The organism is Pseudomonas sp. MWU318, from assembly GCF_016756945.1.
In the GTDB taxonomy this organism is placed as follows: domain Bacteria; phylum Pseudomonadota; class Gammaproteobacteria; order Pseudomonadales; family Pseudomonadaceae; genus Aquipseudomonas; species Aquipseudomonas putida_A.
The window spans coordinates 1-16,255 of sequence record NZ_JAESJL010000012.1; the positions used below are offsets into that span (position 1 = coordinate 1).

At 58.7% G+C, this 16,255-nt stretch carries 18 protein-coding genes; 9 read left to right on the top strand and 9 right to left on the bottom strand.

Annotation, left to right across the window (positions count from 1 at the left end):
* Positions 1–142 precede the first annotated feature (142 nt).
* Positions 143–1,342 (bottom strand): tyrosine--tRNA ligase, encoded by a 1,200-nt coding sequence (tyrS, locus tag JN524_RS23840; RefSeq protein ID WP_096796636.1) that lies wholly within the window; start codon positions 1,340–1,342, stop codon positions 143–145.
* A 212-nt stretch (positions 1,343–1,554) separates the two neighbouring features.
* Here tyrS and JN524_RS23845 point away from each other — a divergent pair, with 212 nt between their 5' ends.
* Positions 1,555–2,979, top strand: a complete 1,425-nt coding sequence (locus JN524_RS23845; RefSeq protein WP_202370930.1) for a peptidoglycan DD-metalloendopeptidase family protein — start codon at positions 1,555–1,557, stop codon at positions 2,977–2,979.
* 3 nt (positions 2,980–2,982) lie between these two features.
* Entirely contained in the window at positions 2,983–4,074 is a 1,092-nt protein-coding gene (locus JN524_RS23850; RefSeq protein WP_202370931.1) for an anhydro-N-acetylmuramic acid kinase, read from the top strand.
* Positions 4,075–4,149: 75 nt separating this feature from the next.
* On the opposite strand, the gene erpA is transcribed toward JN524_RS23850, so the two are convergent.
* On the bottom strand, positions 4,150–4,500 hold the full coding sequence (gene erpA, locus JN524_RS23855) for an iron-sulfur cluster insertion protein ErpA (protein WP_003228776.1): 351 nt from the start codon (positions 4,498–4,500) through the stop codon (positions 4,150–4,152).
* A gap of 168 nt (positions 4,501–4,668) precedes the next feature.
* Positions 4,669–5,703 (bottom strand): N-acetyl-gamma-glutamyl-phosphate reductase, encoded by a 1,035-nt coding sequence (gene argC, locus JN524_RS23860; protein ID WP_202370932.1) that lies wholly within the window; start codon positions 5,701–5,703, stop codon positions 4,669–4,671.
* A 134-nt stretch (positions 5,704–5,837) separates the two neighbouring features.
* Here argC and hemJ point away from each other — a divergent pair, with 134 nt between their 5' ends.
* The 6 genes from hemJ (at position 5,838) to coq7 (ending at position 10,415) form a co-directional block, all read left to right on the top strand.
* On the top strand, positions 5,838–6,266 hold the full coding sequence (gene hemJ, locus JN524_RS23865; protein WP_202370933.1) for a protoporphyrinogen oxidase HemJ: 429 nt from the start codon (positions 5,838–5,840) through the stop codon (positions 6,264–6,266).
* Positions 6,267–6,301: 35 nt separating this feature from the next.
* A complete protein-coding gene (locus tag JN524_RS23870) occupies positions 6,302–7,270 on the top strand; it encodes an NAD(P)H-dependent flavin oxidoreductase (protein WP_047296944.1) in 969 nt (322 codons plus the stop codon).
* 79 nt (positions 7,271–7,349) lie between these two features.
* Positions 7,350–8,297, top strand: coding sequence for a DUF805 domain-containing protein (locus tag JN524_RS23875; protein ID WP_202370934.1), 948 nt, complete (start codon positions 7,350–7,352; stop codon positions 8,295–8,297).
* A 61-nt stretch (positions 8,298–8,358) separates the two neighbouring features.
* Complete coding sequence (locus JN524_RS23880) at positions 8,359–9,147, top strand: SDR family NAD(P)-dependent oxidoreductase (protein WP_027610739.1); 789 nt, start codon at positions 8,359–8,361, stop codon at positions 9,145–9,147.
* A gap of 80 nt (positions 9,148–9,227) precedes the next feature.
* Entirely contained in the window at positions 9,228–9,566 is a 339-nt protein-coding gene (locus JN524_RS23885; RefSeq protein WP_122594836.1) for a histidine triad nucleotide-binding protein, read from the top strand.
* Between the two features lie 201 nt (positions 9,567–9,767).
* Positions 9,768–10,415: a 2-polyprenyl-3-methyl-6-methoxy-1,4-benzoquinone monooxygenase gene (coq7, locus tag JN524_RS23890; RefSeq protein WP_202370935.1), complete on the top strand. Its 648-nt coding sequence runs from the start codon at positions 9,768–9,770 to the stop codon at positions 10,413–10,415.
* Between the two features lie 116 nt (positions 10,416–10,531).
* Here the strand turns inward: coq7 and speD are convergent, their stop codons facing one another.
* Positions 10,532–11,326 carry an adenosylmethionine decarboxylase gene (gene speD, locus JN524_RS23895; protein WP_027610737.1) on the bottom strand — a complete coding sequence of 265 codons (795 nt, stop codon included), beginning with the start codon at positions 11,324–11,326 and terminating at the stop codon, positions 10,532–10,534.
* A 237-nt stretch (positions 11,327–11,563) separates the two neighbouring features.
* Positions 11,564–11,986, bottom strand: coding sequence for an OsmC family protein (locus JN524_RS23900; RefSeq protein ID WP_003228794.1), 423 nt, complete (start codon positions 11,984–11,986; stop codon positions 11,564–11,566).
* 239 nt (positions 11,987–12,225) lie between these two features.
* On the opposite strand from JN524_RS23900, the gene crp reads away from it, so the two are divergent.
* Positions 12,226–12,870 carry a cAMP-activated global transcriptional regulator CRP gene (gene crp, locus JN524_RS23905; protein WP_007966430.1) on the top strand — a complete coding sequence of 215 codons (645 nt, stop codon included), beginning with the start codon at positions 12,226–12,228 and terminating at the stop codon, positions 12,868–12,870.
* Positions 12,871–12,880: 10 nt separating this feature from the next.
* On the opposite strand, the gene JN524_RS23910 is transcribed toward crp, so the two are convergent.
* The 4 genes from JN524_RS23910 to JN524_RS23925 form a co-directional block, all read right to left on the bottom strand.
* Positions 12,881–13,579 carry a lipoate--protein ligase family protein gene (locus JN524_RS23910; RefSeq protein ID WP_202370936.1) on the bottom strand — a complete coding sequence of 233 codons (699 nt, stop codon included), beginning with the start codon at positions 13,577–13,579 and terminating at the stop codon, positions 12,881–12,883.
* Positions 13,580–13,713: 134 nt separating this feature from the next.
* Positions 13,714–14,550, bottom strand: a complete 837-nt coding sequence (gene trpC / locus JN524_RS23915; protein WP_096796642.1) for an indole-3-glycerol phosphate synthase TrpC — start codon at positions 14,548–14,550, stop codon at positions 13,714–13,716.
* Complete coding sequence (gene trpD / locus JN524_RS23920; RefSeq protein WP_003228800.1) at positions 14,547–15,596, bottom strand: anthranilate phosphoribosyltransferase; 1,050 nt, start codon at positions 15,594–15,596, stop codon at positions 14,547–14,549. Before trpD ends, trpC begins: the two co-directional genes overlap by 4 nt.
* A gap of 9 nt (positions 15,597–15,605) precedes the next feature.
* Entirely contained in the window at positions 15,606–16,199 is a 594-nt protein-coding gene (locus tag JN524_RS23925) for an aminodeoxychorismate/anthranilate synthase component II (RefSeq protein WP_202370937.1), read from the bottom strand.
* Positions 16,200–16,255: the final 56 nt, after the last annotated feature.

Genomic DNA, 16,255 nt, shown 5'->3' on the forward strand with positions numbered 1-16,255 from the left:
TTCCAAGCTTCGATGAACTGAAGCAAGCCGCTGCCGAAAACTTCGTAACTCGTTGAATCTCAATGAGTTTTCCGTTTCGACTGCGCCGGAAGTGGGGCGAATTATAGACTTCTAAAATTCGCCGTCAACCCTTATTTCAAAATTATTCAGCTTTCAGCGTAATACGTGCAAATGCCTTCTTGCCCGCCTGGCAAACGTGCGTCGCGCCCAGTACATATATAAAGGAGCGATCAACCACCTCACCATCCACACGCACACCGCCAGAAGCCAACAGATCACGCGCCGCTGCCGAGTTCTTCACCAAGCCTGCCTTATTAAGGACAGCCGCAATCGGCATATCCTCAGCAGAAGCCAGCTCAATCTCTGGCAGATCATCCGGCAACTCGCCATCCTTCATACGATTACCCGCAGCGCGATGAGCATTGGCCGCAGCCTCCTCACCATGGAAGCGCGCAACAATCTCTTCCGCCAGCTTGATCTTGATGTCGCGCGGGTTAGCCCCTGCTTCTACATCTGCGCGGAAGGCATTGATCTCATCCATCGAACGGAAGCTGAGCAGCTCAAAGTAACGCCACATCAACGCATCCGGAATCGAAACCAGCTTGCCGTACATGACACCTGGCGCTTCCTGAATACCGACGTAATTGCCCAACGACTTGGACATCTTCTTCACGCCATCCAGACCTTCAAGCAACGGCATGGTCAGAATGCACTGAGCCTCCTGACCATAACCACGCTGCAGCTCACGCCCCATCAGCAAGTTGAACTTCTGATCGGTACCACCCAACTCGACATCCGCGCGCAGAGCAACCGAGTCATACCCCTGAACCAGTGGATAGAGGAACTCATGAATAGCGATCGGCTGATTGGTGGTGTAACGCTTGTCGAAGTCATCACGTTCAAGCATGCGAGCAACAGTGTATTGCGAAGTCAGACGAATGAAGTCCGCCGGCCCCATCTGATCCATCCAGGTGGAGTTGAACGCAACTTCAGTTTTCGCCGGATCAAGAATCTTGAACACCTGAGTCTTGTACGTTTCAGCGTTTTCGAGAACCTGCTCGCGAGTCAAAGGAGGACGAGTGGCACTCTTGCCGCTTGGATCACCGATCATCCCGGTGAAGTCACCAATAAGGAAGATCACCTGATGCCCCAACTCCTGGAACTGGCGCAGCTTATTAATAAGCACGGTGTGACCCAAGTGCAGATCCGGGGCGGTTGGATCGAAACCAGCCTTGATACGCAGCGGCTGGCCGCGCTTGAGCTTCTCGATCAGCTCGGACTCGACCAACAGTTCTTCCGCACCACGTTTAATCAGCGCTAGCTGCTCTTCAACCGACTTCATAACAGACCCGCAAGGCTCAGATTCAAAGGGAACCAACCATACAAGATCGTGCACCAATTACAAGTTTTGCCCGGCGCACGGACACCAATCTGCAGACAGGGTGTCTGTAGACTTGCTTCGGGGATGATTTGGTTATATTTTATACAGTTATTTCATCTTCATCATGTCATTCATCTTTTCCAATTCATCTTTTTTCAAAGTCAAAATTACTTATGACCACTGAACCGTCTAAAGCGCCACCGCTTTACCCGAAGACCCACCTGCTCGCCGCAAGTGGAATCGCCGCCCTTCTCAGCTTGGCGCTCCTGGTATTTCCTTCCAGTGATGTTGAAGCCAAAAAGACGACCCTGAGCCTTGAACTGGAAAGTCCTGCTGAACAACTGACACAAGATCAAGACGCTGCTGACGCGGTTCAAGCCACAAATGAGCCAGCAGCCTCACCTTTCGCCCAGATCGAAAACAGCACCGAAGACACTACGAAAACCGCTGAAGCCGCACCGGCGCCCGCTCCTGTTGCCGAGAAACCAAAAGCCCCGGGGCACCGCGAAGTTGTCGTTTCCAAGGGCGATACGCTCTCTACACTGTTCGAGAAAGTCGGTCTGCCAGCCGCTGCTGTGCACGAGGTGCTGGCCAGCGACAAACAAGCCAAACAATTCAGCCAGCTCAAGCACGGCCAGAAGCTCGAGTTCGAACTGAACCCGGAAGGCCAACTGACGAGCCTGCACAGCAAGATCAGCGATGTCGAAACCATTACCCTGACCAAGAATGACAAGGGCTACGCATTCAACCGCATTACAGCCAAGCCGACCGTTCGCACGGCTTACGTGCACGGCGTGATCAATAGCTCCCTGTCACAATCCGCTGCCCGCGCAGGCCTGTCCCACAGCCTGACCATGGATATGGCTAGCGTCTTCGGCTACGACGTCGACTTCGCTCAAGACATCCGCCAAGGTGACGAATTCGACGTGATCTACGAGCAGAAAGTGGTCAACGGCAAGGCCGTTGGCACCGGCCCGATTCTGTCTGCGCGCTTCACCAACCGCGGCAAAACCTACACCGCCGTGCGTTACACCAACAAACAAGGCAACAGCAGCTACTACACTGCTGATGGCAACAGCATGCGCAAAGCGTTCATCCGTACGCCGGTGGACTTCGCTCGCATCAGCTCCAAGTTCTCCATGGGCCGCAAACATCCGATCCTCAACAAAATCCGCGCTCACAAAGGCGTCGATTACGCAGCGCCACGCGGTACGCCGATCAAGGCTGCCGGCGACGGCAAAGTGTTGTTGGCCGGTCGCCGCGGTGGCTACGGCAACACGGTGATCATCCAGCACGGCAACACCTACCGCACGCTGTATGGCCACATGCAAGGCTTTGCCAAAGGCGTGAAAACCGGTGGCAGCGTCAAGCAGGGTCAAGTGATCGGTTACATTGGTACCACCGGCCTGTCCACTGGACCGCACTTGCACTATGAGTTCCAGGTCAACGGCGTTCACGTCGACCCACTGGGCCAAAAGCTGCCGATGGCGGATCCGATCGCCAAGTCCGAGCGCGCACGTTTCCTCGCGCAGAGCCAGCCGTTGATGTCGCGCATGGATCAAGAGAAGGCCACCATGCTGGCTTCGAGCAAGCGCTAAGCCATGGCTCTTTATATCGGCGTGATGTCCGGCACCAGTCTCGATGGGCTGGACATCGCCCTGATCGAGCAGACCTCGGCGATCAAACTGATCGCCACGTATTACATCCCCATGCCTGAAAACCTGCGCGTCGAGCTGCTTGGCTTGTGCGCCAGCGGCCCCGACGAGATTGCCCGCTCGGCGATCGCCCAGCAGCACTGGGTCAAACTCGCTGCACAGGGCATCCATACCCTCCTCGATCAGCAGCAACTAAAGCCTGAGGCCATTTGTGCAATCGGCAGCCATGGCCAGACCATTCGCCATGAGCCCGCTCGTGGCTTCACAGTGCAAATCGGCAATCCCGCACTACTGACCGAGCTGACCGGCATCACCGTGGTCAGCGACTTCCGCAGCCGCGACGTGGCTGCTGGCGGTCAGGGTGCCCCGCTGGTACCAGCCTTCCATGAGGCTTTGTTCGAAGAGCGTAACGGTAACCGTGCAGTCCTGAATGTCGGCGGTTTCAGCAATCTCAGTCTGATAGAGACGACCAGGCCTGTAGCCGGTTTCGACTGCGGCCCTGGGAATGTGCTGATGGATGCCTGGATTCATCAGCAACGCGGCGAGAACTATGATCGCAACGGCCAGTGGGCAGCCACCGGCACGGTCGAGCCAGTCTTGCTGAAAGCTCTGCTCGGCGACCCGTTCTTCGCCACCAAAGGCCCGAAGAGCACTGGCCGGGAAGTGTTCAACCTGCCGTGGCTGGAGCACCACCTCTCAAGCTTGCCGAGCTTCGCTGCTGAAAACGTTCAGGCAACGCTGCTCGAACTGACGGCGCAGACCATCGTCGAGTCGCTGCAGAGCGCTCAATCCGATACGCGGGAAATGTTGGTCTGCGGCGGCGGCGCTCACAACGCTACGCTGATGAAACGTCTTGCCGACCTGCTGCCTAACGCTACCGTCGCCAGCACCGCCACTCACGGCGTCGATCCGGACTGGGTCGAGGCAATGGCCTTCGCCTGGCTGGCCCATTGCTGCCTCGAAGGCATTGCCTCCAATCGCCCGAGCGTCACCGGTGCCAAAGGCCTTCGGGTACTCGGCGCCATCTATCCCAACTGAATAAAACGCCAGCAACAAAAAACGCCGCAGAACCGGAAGGCTCTGCGGCGTTTTATTGTGTGCCGCGAGGTGCGATCAGATCGAGAACGAAGAGCCGCAACCACAGGTCGTGGTAGCGTTCGGGTTCTTGATCACGAAGCGCGAACCTTCCAGACCTTCCTGATAGTCCACTTCGGCACCCGCCAGGTACTGGAAGCTCATCGGATCCACCACCAGGCTCACGCCTTCGCGCTCGACGATGGTGTCGTCCTCGGCCACATCCTCATCGAAGGTGAAGCCGTACTGAAACCCTGAACAACCGCCGCCCGTAACGAATACGCGCAGCTTCAAGCGATCATTCCCCTCTTCATCGACCAGGCTCTTCACCTTGTGCGCAGCACCTTGAGTGAATTGCAAAGCCGTGGGGGTGAAGGATTCGACGCTCATGCTGACTATCTCCCGGCGTTACGCCGCCATAATGCGTGATGACGCGCATTATCCGCTTGTCCTAGAAAATCGGTCAACTATTGTTACGGTATATCAATAAACCCGACCAACTGCCCAGAATGCAAAAAGGCCCGCTTGACGGGCCTTTTCGCTGCACCGCCGAAATTGTTACGGCAGCATACCGGCGTGGGACAGGCCGAAGCGCTCATCCAGGCCGAACAGGATGTTCATGTTCTGCACTGCCTGACCCGACGCGCCTTTGACCAGGTTGTCGATCACCGACAGGACCACCACCAGATCACCGTCCTGCGGGCGGTGAACAGCGATGCGGCAGACGTTGGCGCCACGCACGCTGCGGGTTTCCGGATGGCTGCCGGCTGGCATCACGTCGACGAACGGCTCATTGGCATAACGTTTTTCAAACAGTGCCTGCAGATCCACCGAACGATCGACCACGGTCGCGTAGAGCGTGGAATGAATGCCACGAATCATCGGCGTCAGGTGCGGCACGAACGTCAGGCCAACGTCCTTACCCGCAGCACGGCGTAGACCCTGGCGAATTTCCGGCAGATGGCGGTGACCTTTCACCGCATAAGCCTTCATGCTTTCCGACGTTTCGGAATACAGCGAGCCTACAGAAGCACCGCGACCAGCACCGCTGACGCCGGATTTGCAGTCGGCGATCAGACGCGCAGTGTCAGCCAGACCCGCTTCAAGCAGCGGCAGGAAACCCAACTGCGTAGCGGTTGGATAGCAGCCCGGCACGGCGATGAGACGTGCCTTCCTGATCTGCTCACGATTGACTTCCGGCAGACCGTAGACTGCTTCGTCCAGCAACGCCGGCGCACCGTGTGGCTGGCCGTACCATTTGGCCCATTCTTCAGCGTCCTGCAACCGGAAGTCCGCGGACAGGTCGATGACCTTGGTGCCCGCAGCCAGCAGTTCACCGGCCAACGCATGGGCAACGCCGTGCGGGGTGGCGAAGAACACAACGTCGCAAGCACCCAGGGTTTTGATGTCCGGCACGCTGAACGCCAGACCGTCGTAGTGACCGCGCAGGTTCGGGTACATGTCAGCCACGGCCAGACCGGCCTCGGATCGGGAAGTGATCACCACCACTTCTGCCTGCGGATGCTGTGCCAACAGACGCAGCAGTTCGACACCGGTGTAACCCGTGCCGCCGACGATACCGACCTTGACCATAAACCTGCCCTCAACGAACCCACTGGAAAGCCGTCGATAATAGGGGCCGCGCGCCCCTGCGACAACCATCAAGGTGACGTGCGGACGCTCAAGCCTCTACTATCCCGGCTACCGTGAACCTGGGAATAACTAAAATGCTCTATCTGTGGATCAAAGCGTTTCACATCGTCAGCGTCGTCTGCTGGTTTGCCGGCCTGTTCTATCTGCCACGACTGTTCGTTTATCACGCGCAAAGTGAAGATGCGATCAGCAAGGAACGCTTCAGCATCATGGAGCGCAAACTGTATCGCGGCATCATGGGCCCCGCGATGATCGCAACGCTGATTTTCGGCGGCTGGCTGATCTACCTCAATCCGGGCATCTTCAGCATGGGCGGCTGGATTCACGCCAAGCTGACCCTGGTGGTCTTGCTGATCGGCTACCACCACATGTGCGGCGCGCAGGTAAAACGCTTTGCCCGTGGCGAGAACACCCGCAGCCATGTCTTTTATCGCTGGTTCAATGAAGTGCCGGTTCTGATATTGCTGGCTATCGTAATTCTGGTCGTGGTCAAGCCGTTCTAATTTCATAACAGGCATCACGCCTCGGGGGATTTCCAATGTCGTTGCCCGCTCTGCTCGAACAACGTCTGCGCTTGCCGGTAGTGGCTGCGCCGATGTTCCTGATCTCCAACCCGGAGCTGGTGCTCGCCTGCTGCCGTAACGGCGTGGTTGGCAGTTTCCCGGCGCTGAACCAGCGTGAAAGCAGCGGCTTCAAGGCCTGGCTGGAGGAGATTGAAGCGGGCCTGGCGACATTGGACAACCCGGCACCGTATGCAGTGAATCTGATCGTGCACAACAGCAACCCGCGCCTGCAGGCGGATCTGAATATCTGCGTCGAGCACAAGGTGCCGATTGTCATCACCAGCCTCGGTGCGGTGAAGGAACTGGTCGATGCCGTGCACAGCTATGGCGGCCTGGTGTTCCACGACGTGACCACGCGCCGGCATGCCGAGAAAGCCGCCGAAGCCGGAGTCGACGGTCTGATCGCCGTTGCCGCGGGCGCCGGGGGCCATGCCGGCACCTGGAGCCCGTTTGCGCTGATCGCCGAAATCCGCGAGTTCTTCGATAAAACCCTGCTGCTTGCAGGATGTCTGAACCACGGCCATGAGATCCTGGCCGCACAGCTGCTCGGCGCGGATCTGGCCTACTTCGGTACGCGATTTATCGGCACCACCGAAAGTCATGCGCCTGACGCCTATAAGGACATGCTGCTGACGGCCAAGGCGGCGGACATCATTCATACTCCTGCAGTCTCTGGCGTACCGGCCAGCTTCATGCGCCAGAGCCTGGAGGCGGCGGGTTTCGACATGGCCGCGCTGCAGGGCAAGGGCGAGGTCAATTTCGGTGACAAGCTCAAACCGATCAACGACGAAGCCAAGGCTTGGAAGACTGTGTGGTCGGCCGGCCAGGGCGTAGGCCAGATTGACGACCTGCCGAGCGTCGACCAGTTGATCGCCCGGCTCGACGCGGAATATCGTCAGGCGCTGGAACGCGCGGCGCAGTTGCCAAAACGCTGGCCACGCTGAGAAAAATCAGGCCAGTGATCGACCGACTGGCCTTACACTTGCTGACCTTCAATCGATTCGCGACAAGGATGCCTCGGCCATGAGCGAACCTCGCTACAAGATCGTTTTCGACGGTGCTCTACAGCCCGGTGTCGATCTCACCACCGCCAAGCTCAATCTGGCGGCCCTGTTCAAAAGCGATGTTGCCGCCATCGAGCGCCTGTTCAACGGCAGCACCGTCGCCCTCAAACGCGACCTGACCCACAGCGATGCGCAGACTTATCTGCAAGCACTGAGCAAGACCGGGATCGATGCCCGGATCGAAAGCGAAACGGCGATCGAACTGAGTCTGTCGGACGTGCATGAACAACCGGCGACTTTCAACGAACCCGCATCACCCTATGCGCCACCTCGGGCCAACGTCGGCGAAAACCTGCCAGCATTCTTAGTGCTCAAGCCCTTCAGCGTCGAAGGCCGGATCGGTCGCCTGCGGTTTCTCGCCTGGACGATGGTACTGAGCCTGGTGACCCTGCCGATCGTGGGCATATTCGCCCTGCTCGCTCTCGGACTGGTCAGTGGCGACTCCACCACCGGCCTGATCATTGGCGGGATATTCGCGTTCTTCCTGTTCCTCGGCTTCATCATTGTCAGCATTCTGTTCAGCGTACAGCGCCTGCATGATATCGGCTGGTCCGGCTGGCTCTGGCTGCTGAACCTGGTGCCGTTCGTGGGCAGCTTCTTCCCGCTGGTGATCATGGTCGTGCCGGGCAACACCGGCGCCAACCGTTACGGCCCGCCACCGCCACCCAACAGCACCGCGGTCAAAGTGCTGTGCTCGTTGTGGATCGTGTTCTTCGCCCTGGTATTTGCCGGCGGCATGCTCGGCGGTATCTCGGCGATCCAGCAGGAATACGAAAGCAACCTTGAGAGCAGCTACGAAAGCGGCTCGGTCACCACTGATGAAGTCGAGGTCGAGACTGAACCGGCGAATTCCGTGGACGATGCAGCCGAAGCGCTCCCGGCCCCTGTAGACTCTGCGAAAGAATGAACAACGCTCCCCGCCGTGACACCTGCGTCGCTGGCGCGGAGCTGTTGCGATGGAGAATTGCATGACCCGTTACGCTCTGATCACCGGCGCCTCCAGCGGCATCGGCCTGGCCATGGCCGAAGCGCTGGCCCGGCGCGGTCGCAGCCTGATTCTGGTGGCCCGCCAGCGTGATCAGCTGGAAAGTATCGCGATCGAACTGACCCAGCGCTTTGGCGTGGAGGTGTTGTTCCGCGCCTGCGACCTGGGCGAGCCATTGCGCTTGTCCGGCTTCCTGCTGGAACTGGAAGAAGGCGACCGACAGATCGATCTGCTGGTCAATTGCGCCGGCATCGGCACCTGCGGCCCGTTCCTCGCCCAGGACTGGATGACCGAGCAGGACCTGATCGAAGTCAACATCCTCGCCCTCACTCGCCTGTGCCACGCCATTGGCAACAGCATGGCGCTACAGGGCGGCGGACAGATTCTCAACGTCGCCTCGGTGGCGGCGTTCAATCCCGGCCCGTGGATGAGCACTTACTACGCCAGCAAGGCTTACGTATTGCACTTCTCCGAAGCGCTGCGGGTTGAACTGAAACAGAGCGCGGTCAAAGTCTCGGTACTTTGCCCCGGCCCGACCCGCACCGCATTCTTCCGCACCGCGCAGCTCAACAGCGACAAACTCAAGGACAGCAAACTGCTGATGAGTCCCGAGGAAGTCGCGCTGTACACCGTGCGTGCACTGGAGAAAAACCGCGCCATCATCATTCCGGGACGACGCAACCGCTGGCTGGCCTTCCTGCCACGCCTCGGCTCGCGCTGGCTCAATCGCACCATCGTCGGCATGGTCAACAAGGCTTACTGCCCGCGCTGAACTGTCCTACGGCAAAACACTGGGCGGGGTCATTTCCCATGCGTACACTCAGGCCAGCCCCCACAACGGAGAAAACAGCAGTGGATACTCTGTTCACCAAGATCATCAACCGGGAGATCCCGGCCAATATCATTTACGAGGACGACCAGGTTCTGGCGTTCCACGACATCGCCCCTCAGGCACCGGTGCATTTTCTGGTGATCCCGAAGAAACCGGTGCGTACCCTCAACGACCTGACCGAAGACGACAAGGCACTGGCCGGGCACATCCTGTTCACGGCCCAGCGTCTGGCGCTGGAGCTGGGCTGCGAGGAAGGCTTCCGGGTGGTGATGAACTGCAATGAAAAAGGTGGGCAGACCGTCTATCACATTCATATGCACGTACTCGGTCAGCGCCAGATGAACTGGCCGCCGGGCTGATATTCAGCAAACCTGTGCAGGAGCTGCCGAAGGCTGCGATCTTTTGATCTTCGAGCATCAGAAGCAAGAAAAGAAGATCGCAGCCTTCGGCAACTCCTACATACAGCAAATCAAGCGCAACACAGCGGCAAATGACCCAGCGCAAACCTTCCCCGGCCGATTCGGTTAAACTGGCGGTCGAGATTTTTCCCGGAGGTCAGCATGACTACCCAACGTCACTACTCGCCGATTGACCGTCTTCTGCTGCAAGCCGATGCCGCGATGCGTACCCTGCTGCCTTTCAGCGGCCAGCCGTACCGTCCGTCGCCTGCCATCGTGCAGCCGGATGTGCAGATGAGCGATGAAGACACCCGCCACGTCGCCGGCCTGATGCGCATCAACCACACCGGTGAAGTCTGCGCCCAGGCGCTGTATCAGGGGCAGGCGCTGACCGCCAAGTTGCCGCAGGTGCGTGCTGCCATGGAGCACGCCGCCGAAGAAGAAATCGATCACCTGGTGTGGTGCGAACAGCGCATCCATCAGCTGGGCAGTCACACCAGCGTGCTCAATCCGCTGTTCTACGGGATGTCGTTCGGCATTGGCGCCGTGGCCGGTCTGATCAGCGACAAGGTCAGCCTTGGTTTCGTCGCGGCTACCGAGCATCAGGTGTGCAAGCATCTGAATGAACACCTTGAGCAATTGCCGGCCGAGGACGAGAAATCCCGGGCGATTCTGGAGCAGATGCGCACTGATGAAGAGCATCATGCGGAGAGTGCACTGGATGCGGGTGGTTTCCGCTTTCCGGCGCCGGTGAAGTTCGGGATGAGTCTGTTGGCGAAGGTGATGACCAAGAGTACCTACAGGATCTGACTTCAGTGTTGTCTGGCAGGGCCCCTTCGCGAGCAAGCTCGCTCCCACAGGGTTCTGTTTCGGTAATAAAAAAGGCGACTACCGCACGGTAGTCGCCTTTTTTGTGCCCGGGAATCTTACGCCGGCATGTTGCGCGCGTAGAAGATTTCCAGCATTTCGTGTTTCACACGCTCGGTCACCTGAGCACGCTGCTCGGAGGACAGGTTGCTGGTGGCGTCGCCGAACAGGTAGTTATCCAGTTCGAAGTTCTTCAGCAGCATTTTGGTGTGGAACAGGTTTTCCTGGTACACGTTCACGTCGGTCATCTGGTACGCGTCGCGAGTGTCTTCGGAAAGGTAGTTCTGGATCGAGTTGATCTCGTGGTCGATGAAGTGCTTGTTGCCTTCAACGTCACGGGTGAAGCCGCGCACACGGTAGTCCACAGTCACGATGTCCGAATCGAACTGGTGAATGAGGAAGTTGAGCGCTTTAAGCGGTGAAATGACACCACAGGTCGACACATCAATGTCCACACGGAACGTCGCAATACCGGCGTCCGGATGGATTTCCGGATAGGTATGCACCGTGATGTGACTCTTGTCGAGGTGGGCAAGGATGATTTCGGGCAATGGACCCGGGGACTCTTCGATCTGGCTGTCAGTCGGGGTCACCGGCTCTTCCGAGATCAGAATCGTGACGCTGGCACCCTGAGGCTCATAGTTCTGACTCGCGATGTTCAGAATGTTGGCACCAATGATTTCGACAACTTCCGTGAGGATCTGCGTCAGGCGTTCGGCGTTGTACTCTTGATTGATGTACTCGACGTAAGCCTGCTGGTCTTGCGGGGTTTCCGCGTAGCAGATGTCATAGATGTTGAAGCTCAAGGTCTTTGTCAGGTTATTGAACCCGTGGAGCTTGAGTTTGCTTTTCACCGTTAAAAACTCTCTATGTATGCGGCGCAGCCGCGTGATCAAGCATGCCCGTCAAGTGCGAACAACGCACCTGCGTAGGACGGTTAACACCTCTTCGCGATGGCGATTTTGGTTATCTGTTCAGGCGGACGATCCGTCGGTTGACCGATCACTGCCCTGAAAAAAGTGGCGCATTATGCAGACGTCAGCGAGGGATCGCCAGAGTCTGCACTGCTTTTATGATAGTTGAATGTCGATTCAACCGAGCTCGACGATTTCATAATCGTGAGTGATCGCCACGCCGGCCGCGCCGAGCATGATCGAGGCCGAGCAATACTTCTCGGCAGACAGTTCGATGGCGCGCTTGACCTGGGCTTCTTTCAGGCCACGGCCCTTGACCACGAAGTGCATGTGGATCTTGGTGAACACCTTCGGATCTTCGGTCGCGCGCTCGGCTTCGAGGAACGCTTCGCAGCTTTCAACCGCCTGACGCGACTTCTTCAGGATGCTGACCACGTCGAAGTTGCTGCAACCGCCAACGCCCAGCAGGAGCATTTCCATCGGGCGAACACCCAGATTACGACCACCGGCGTCCGGCGGACCATCCATGACCACGACATGACCGCTACCGGATTCGCCGAGGAACATGGCTTCGCCAGCCCATTGGATGCGTGCCTTCATCGCCAAGACTCCACTGTAGAAAAAAGGGTCGCCAGCTTAGCACAGGCCTTTGCTCTGGCAGCGCCCGGCGTTCCTAGGACGGATGCCTCAGCTGCGTAGGTAATTTCTCGAATTTTCGACGAAGTGTCTGGTAAGCTGGCGCCAATTCGCTGGCGCCAATTGTCAGCCTGTGTAGCGACCGCCTTCAGCGCCTCATAAAAAAATCAAACATCACCGTGCAGTCTTTTCGGGATACAACCATGGTTGCTATTACCCCCACACCCAAAATCAAGAACCTCGACAAGCTGTTGATGCATTGCCAGCGCCGTCGCCATGCGGCCAAGAGCAACATCATCTGCGCCGGCGATCGCTCGGACACGCTGTACTTCATCATCAAAGGTTCGGTCACCATCTTGATCGAAGATGACGACGGCCGCGAAATGATCATCGCCTACCTCAACGCCGGGGACTTCTTCGGCGAGCTGGGTCTGTTCGAACAGGCAGGCCAGGAACAGCAACGCAGCGCATGGGTGCGGGCCAAGGTCGAATGCGAAATCGCCGAAATCAGCTACGTGAAGTTCCGCGAACTGTCGCAGCAGGATCCAGACATTCTTTACGTCCTCAGCGGACAAATCGCCCAACGTCTGCGCAATACCACGCGCAAGGTCGGCGACCTGGCGTTCTTCGACGTTACCGGTCGCGTGGCCCGCTGCCTGCTGGAGCTGTGTAAGCAGCCCGACGCGATGACCCACCCGGACGGCATGCAGATCAAGGTGACCCGTCAGGAAATCGGCCGGATTGTCGGTTGTTCGCGGGAGATGGTCGGTCGCGTGCTCAAGGATCTTGAAGAACGCAACCTGGTCGATGTGAAAGGCAAGACCATGGTGGTCTTCGGCACGCGCTAAGCTCGTAAAATCAGGCGCTGTAGACCTGCGCCAGCATCAGACGAAACAGCTCATCCAGACGCGCCAAAGCCGTTGGCGCGACAAACTTCTCATGCAGGGCGATGTGGCTTTTGGCCCGCACTCGCTGCTCCAGACCACAAGCCTCGTTGAAGCGATTGACCGCTGCAACCATCGACTCGCGCTCGTTATCCATCAGCATCGCCCCGTGCACCAGGCCCACCGGACGTTGACCGCCCTGACTCTGGCGCCAGCGTTGAGCGGTGCCGACCATCTTGCGGCCGTCGAGATTGACGTTGAAACGACCGTCGCAGAACGCGCCGTCGATTTCGCCCAACGACGACACACCGCCCAACTCATCCAGCAACTCACAGATCGGATCGCACAGCCGCCGGTAGCCGGTTTCGATGCGATTAATATCCCCCTCGCTGCGGGGCGGGGCGTAGACCAAGGCGATGTTGATGGTTGAAGCGGATTGCGGGACCGGTTCACCGCCGGTTTCCCGCAGCAAGACAGGCCATCCGGCAGCGGCGGAGACTTCGCAGGCATGCTCGAAACCGGGCAGACGATTGAGGCGGCGCGGCATGACCAAGGCGCGATCGCTGGGTTGCCAGAACAGCAGGCCGAATTCGGCGTCGCCGGCGCAGACGGAAGCGAGCAAGTCTTGTTCGGCTTGCAGGCCTGCTTCGATGGGGAGGCAAACTGGAGTCATAAAGAAATCCGTTAGACGAGCAGTCTGTAGTGAATCTTATGACCCCTTCGCGAGCAGGCTCGCTCCCACATCAAGAATACATTTCCTGTGGGAGCGAGCCTGCTCGCGAAAGGGGCGACTCGGTCTGAAGCAGATCAGTCGAGGGTCGAACCGCTGACCGGAACGCCACGCTCCGGGAAGAACAGGCGCTGCAGTTCGGTGCCCGGGCTTTCCGCGCGCATGAACGCTTCGCCCACCAGGAACGCATAAACGTCGCTGATTTCCATCAGCTCGACATCGGCTCGGTTGAGAATGCCGCTCTCGGTGATCACCAGACGATCGCGCGGAATACGCGGCAGCAGGTCGAGGGTGGTTTCCAGGCTGACATCGAAAGTGTGCAGGTTGCGGTTGTTGACCCCGACCAGCGGCGTGTCGAGGGTTTTCAGTGCGCGTTCCAGCTCATCGCCGTCATGCACTTCCACCAGCACGTCGAGACCGACGTCTTTGGCGACCGAGGCCAGCTCGGCCATTTTCACGTCGTCCAATGCGGAGACGATCAACAGCACGCAGTCGGCGCCCAGCGCGCGGGCTTCGACGATCTGGTACGGATCGATCATGAAGTCCTTGCGGATCACCGGCAATTTGCACGCGGCGCGGGCCTGTTGCAGGTAGGCATCGGCGCCCTGGAAGTAGTCGATGTCGGTCAGCACGGAAAGACAGGTCGCCCCGCCCTTCTCGTAGCTCTTGGCGATGTCGGCAGGCACGAAGTTCTCGCGGATCACGCCCTTGCTCGGCGAAGCTTTCTTGATTTCAGCGATGACCGCCGGCTGCTTCTTCTTGGCCTGCGCCAGCAATGCCTGGGCAAAACCACGGGGTGCATCGGCCGCCTTGGCCAGACTTTCCAGCTCGCTCAGGCTGACGCGAGCGCTGCGCTCGGCGACTTCCTGGACTTTGCGCGCCAGAATGTTTTCCAGAACCGTCGGTACACTCATCCCTCATTCTCCACTTTGAATACCGCGGTAAAGGCACCCAACTCCTCGAGTTTTTCCCGAGCAAGACCGGTGTGCAGTGCGTCGTGCGCAAGCGCCACGCCTTCTTTGAGACTGGTCGCCAGGTCAGCGGCATACAGCGCCGCACCGGCATTGAGCACAATCATTTCGGCAGCTTTCTGGCCGTTCTCGGTCTTGCGCTTGCCCAGCGCATCGCGGATCAACGCCAACGACGCTTCCGGGCCTTCGACCGAGAGGCCGTGCAGGCTCTGGCTCTTCATGCCCAGATCTTCCGGCTCGACCCAATATTCGGTGATTTCGTTGTTCTTCAGCTCAGCCACAAAAGTCGGCGCGGCAAGACTGAACTCGTCCAGACCGTCCTTCGAATGCACCACCAGTACGTGCTTGCTGCCCAGGCGCTGCAAGACTTCGGCCAACGGCCGGCACAGCGCAGGGGTAAACACGCCCACCACCTGATGTTTGACACCGGCCGGATTCGTAAGCGGGCCGAGCATGTTGAACAGCGTACGCAGGCCGAGATCGCGACGCGGGCCAGCGGCGTACTTCATGGCTTTGTGATGAGTCTGGGCAAACATGAAACCGATGCCGACGTTGTCGATGCAACGGGCGACCTGTACCGGCGTCAGGTTCAAGTAGATGCCGGCTGCTTCGAGCAAGTCGGCGCTGCCGCTCTTGCCCGATACCGCGCGGTTGCCGTGCTTGGCCACGGTACAACCGGCTGCCGCGACGACAAACGCGGACGCCGTCGACACGTTGAAGATGTTCGCACCGTCACCGCCGGTACCGACCACGTCGACCACACCGTCGAGGGTCTTGAGTTCGACCTGATCGGCCAGCTCACGCATCACCGAAACGGCGCCGACGATTTCATCGATGCTCTCGCTCTTCATGCGCATGGCCATCATGAATGCGCCGATCTGCGCCTCGGTGCATTGACCGGTCATGATTTCGCGCATCACGTCGCGCATTTCTTCGGTGCTGAGGTCGAGGTGTTCGACGATACGGCTCAGGGCTGTCTTGATATTCATGGGAAGTCCTTAGCGCGTGCCGCCGGTTTGTTTGAGGAAGTTGGCAAACAGTTCATGGCCCTGCTCAGTCAGGATCGATTCAGGATGGAACTGCACGCCCTCAATGTTCAGGGTCTTGTGCCGCAGGCCCATGATTTCGTCGACTGAACCATCATCGTGCTGCGTCCACGCGATCAGCTCAAGGCACTCGGGCAAAGTATCGTGCTTGACGATCAGCGAGTGGTAGCGGGTAACCGTCAGCGGATGATTCAGACCGGCGAAAACGCCCTTGTCCTCATGGAATACCGGGCTAGTCTTACCGTGCATCACCTGACGGGCACGCACGACATCGCCGCCGAACGCTTGGCCAATCGATTGATGGCCGAGGCAGACGCCGAGGATCGGCAGTTTGCCGGCGAAATGCTTGATGGCTTCGATGGAAATGCCGGCTTCGGTCGGCGTGCACGGGCCTGGCGAGACCACGATGCGCTCGGGGTTGAGCGCTTCGATTTCGGCGACGGTCAGTTCGTCGTTGCGCACGACTTTGACCTCGGCACCCAACTCGCCCAGGTACTGCACAACGTTGTAAGTAAAGGAGTCGTAGTTGTCGATCATCAGCAACATGGCGTTTCGAACCTCTTGAATTCTGACTTGAAGACAGCCTTCGAATGACTTGCCCG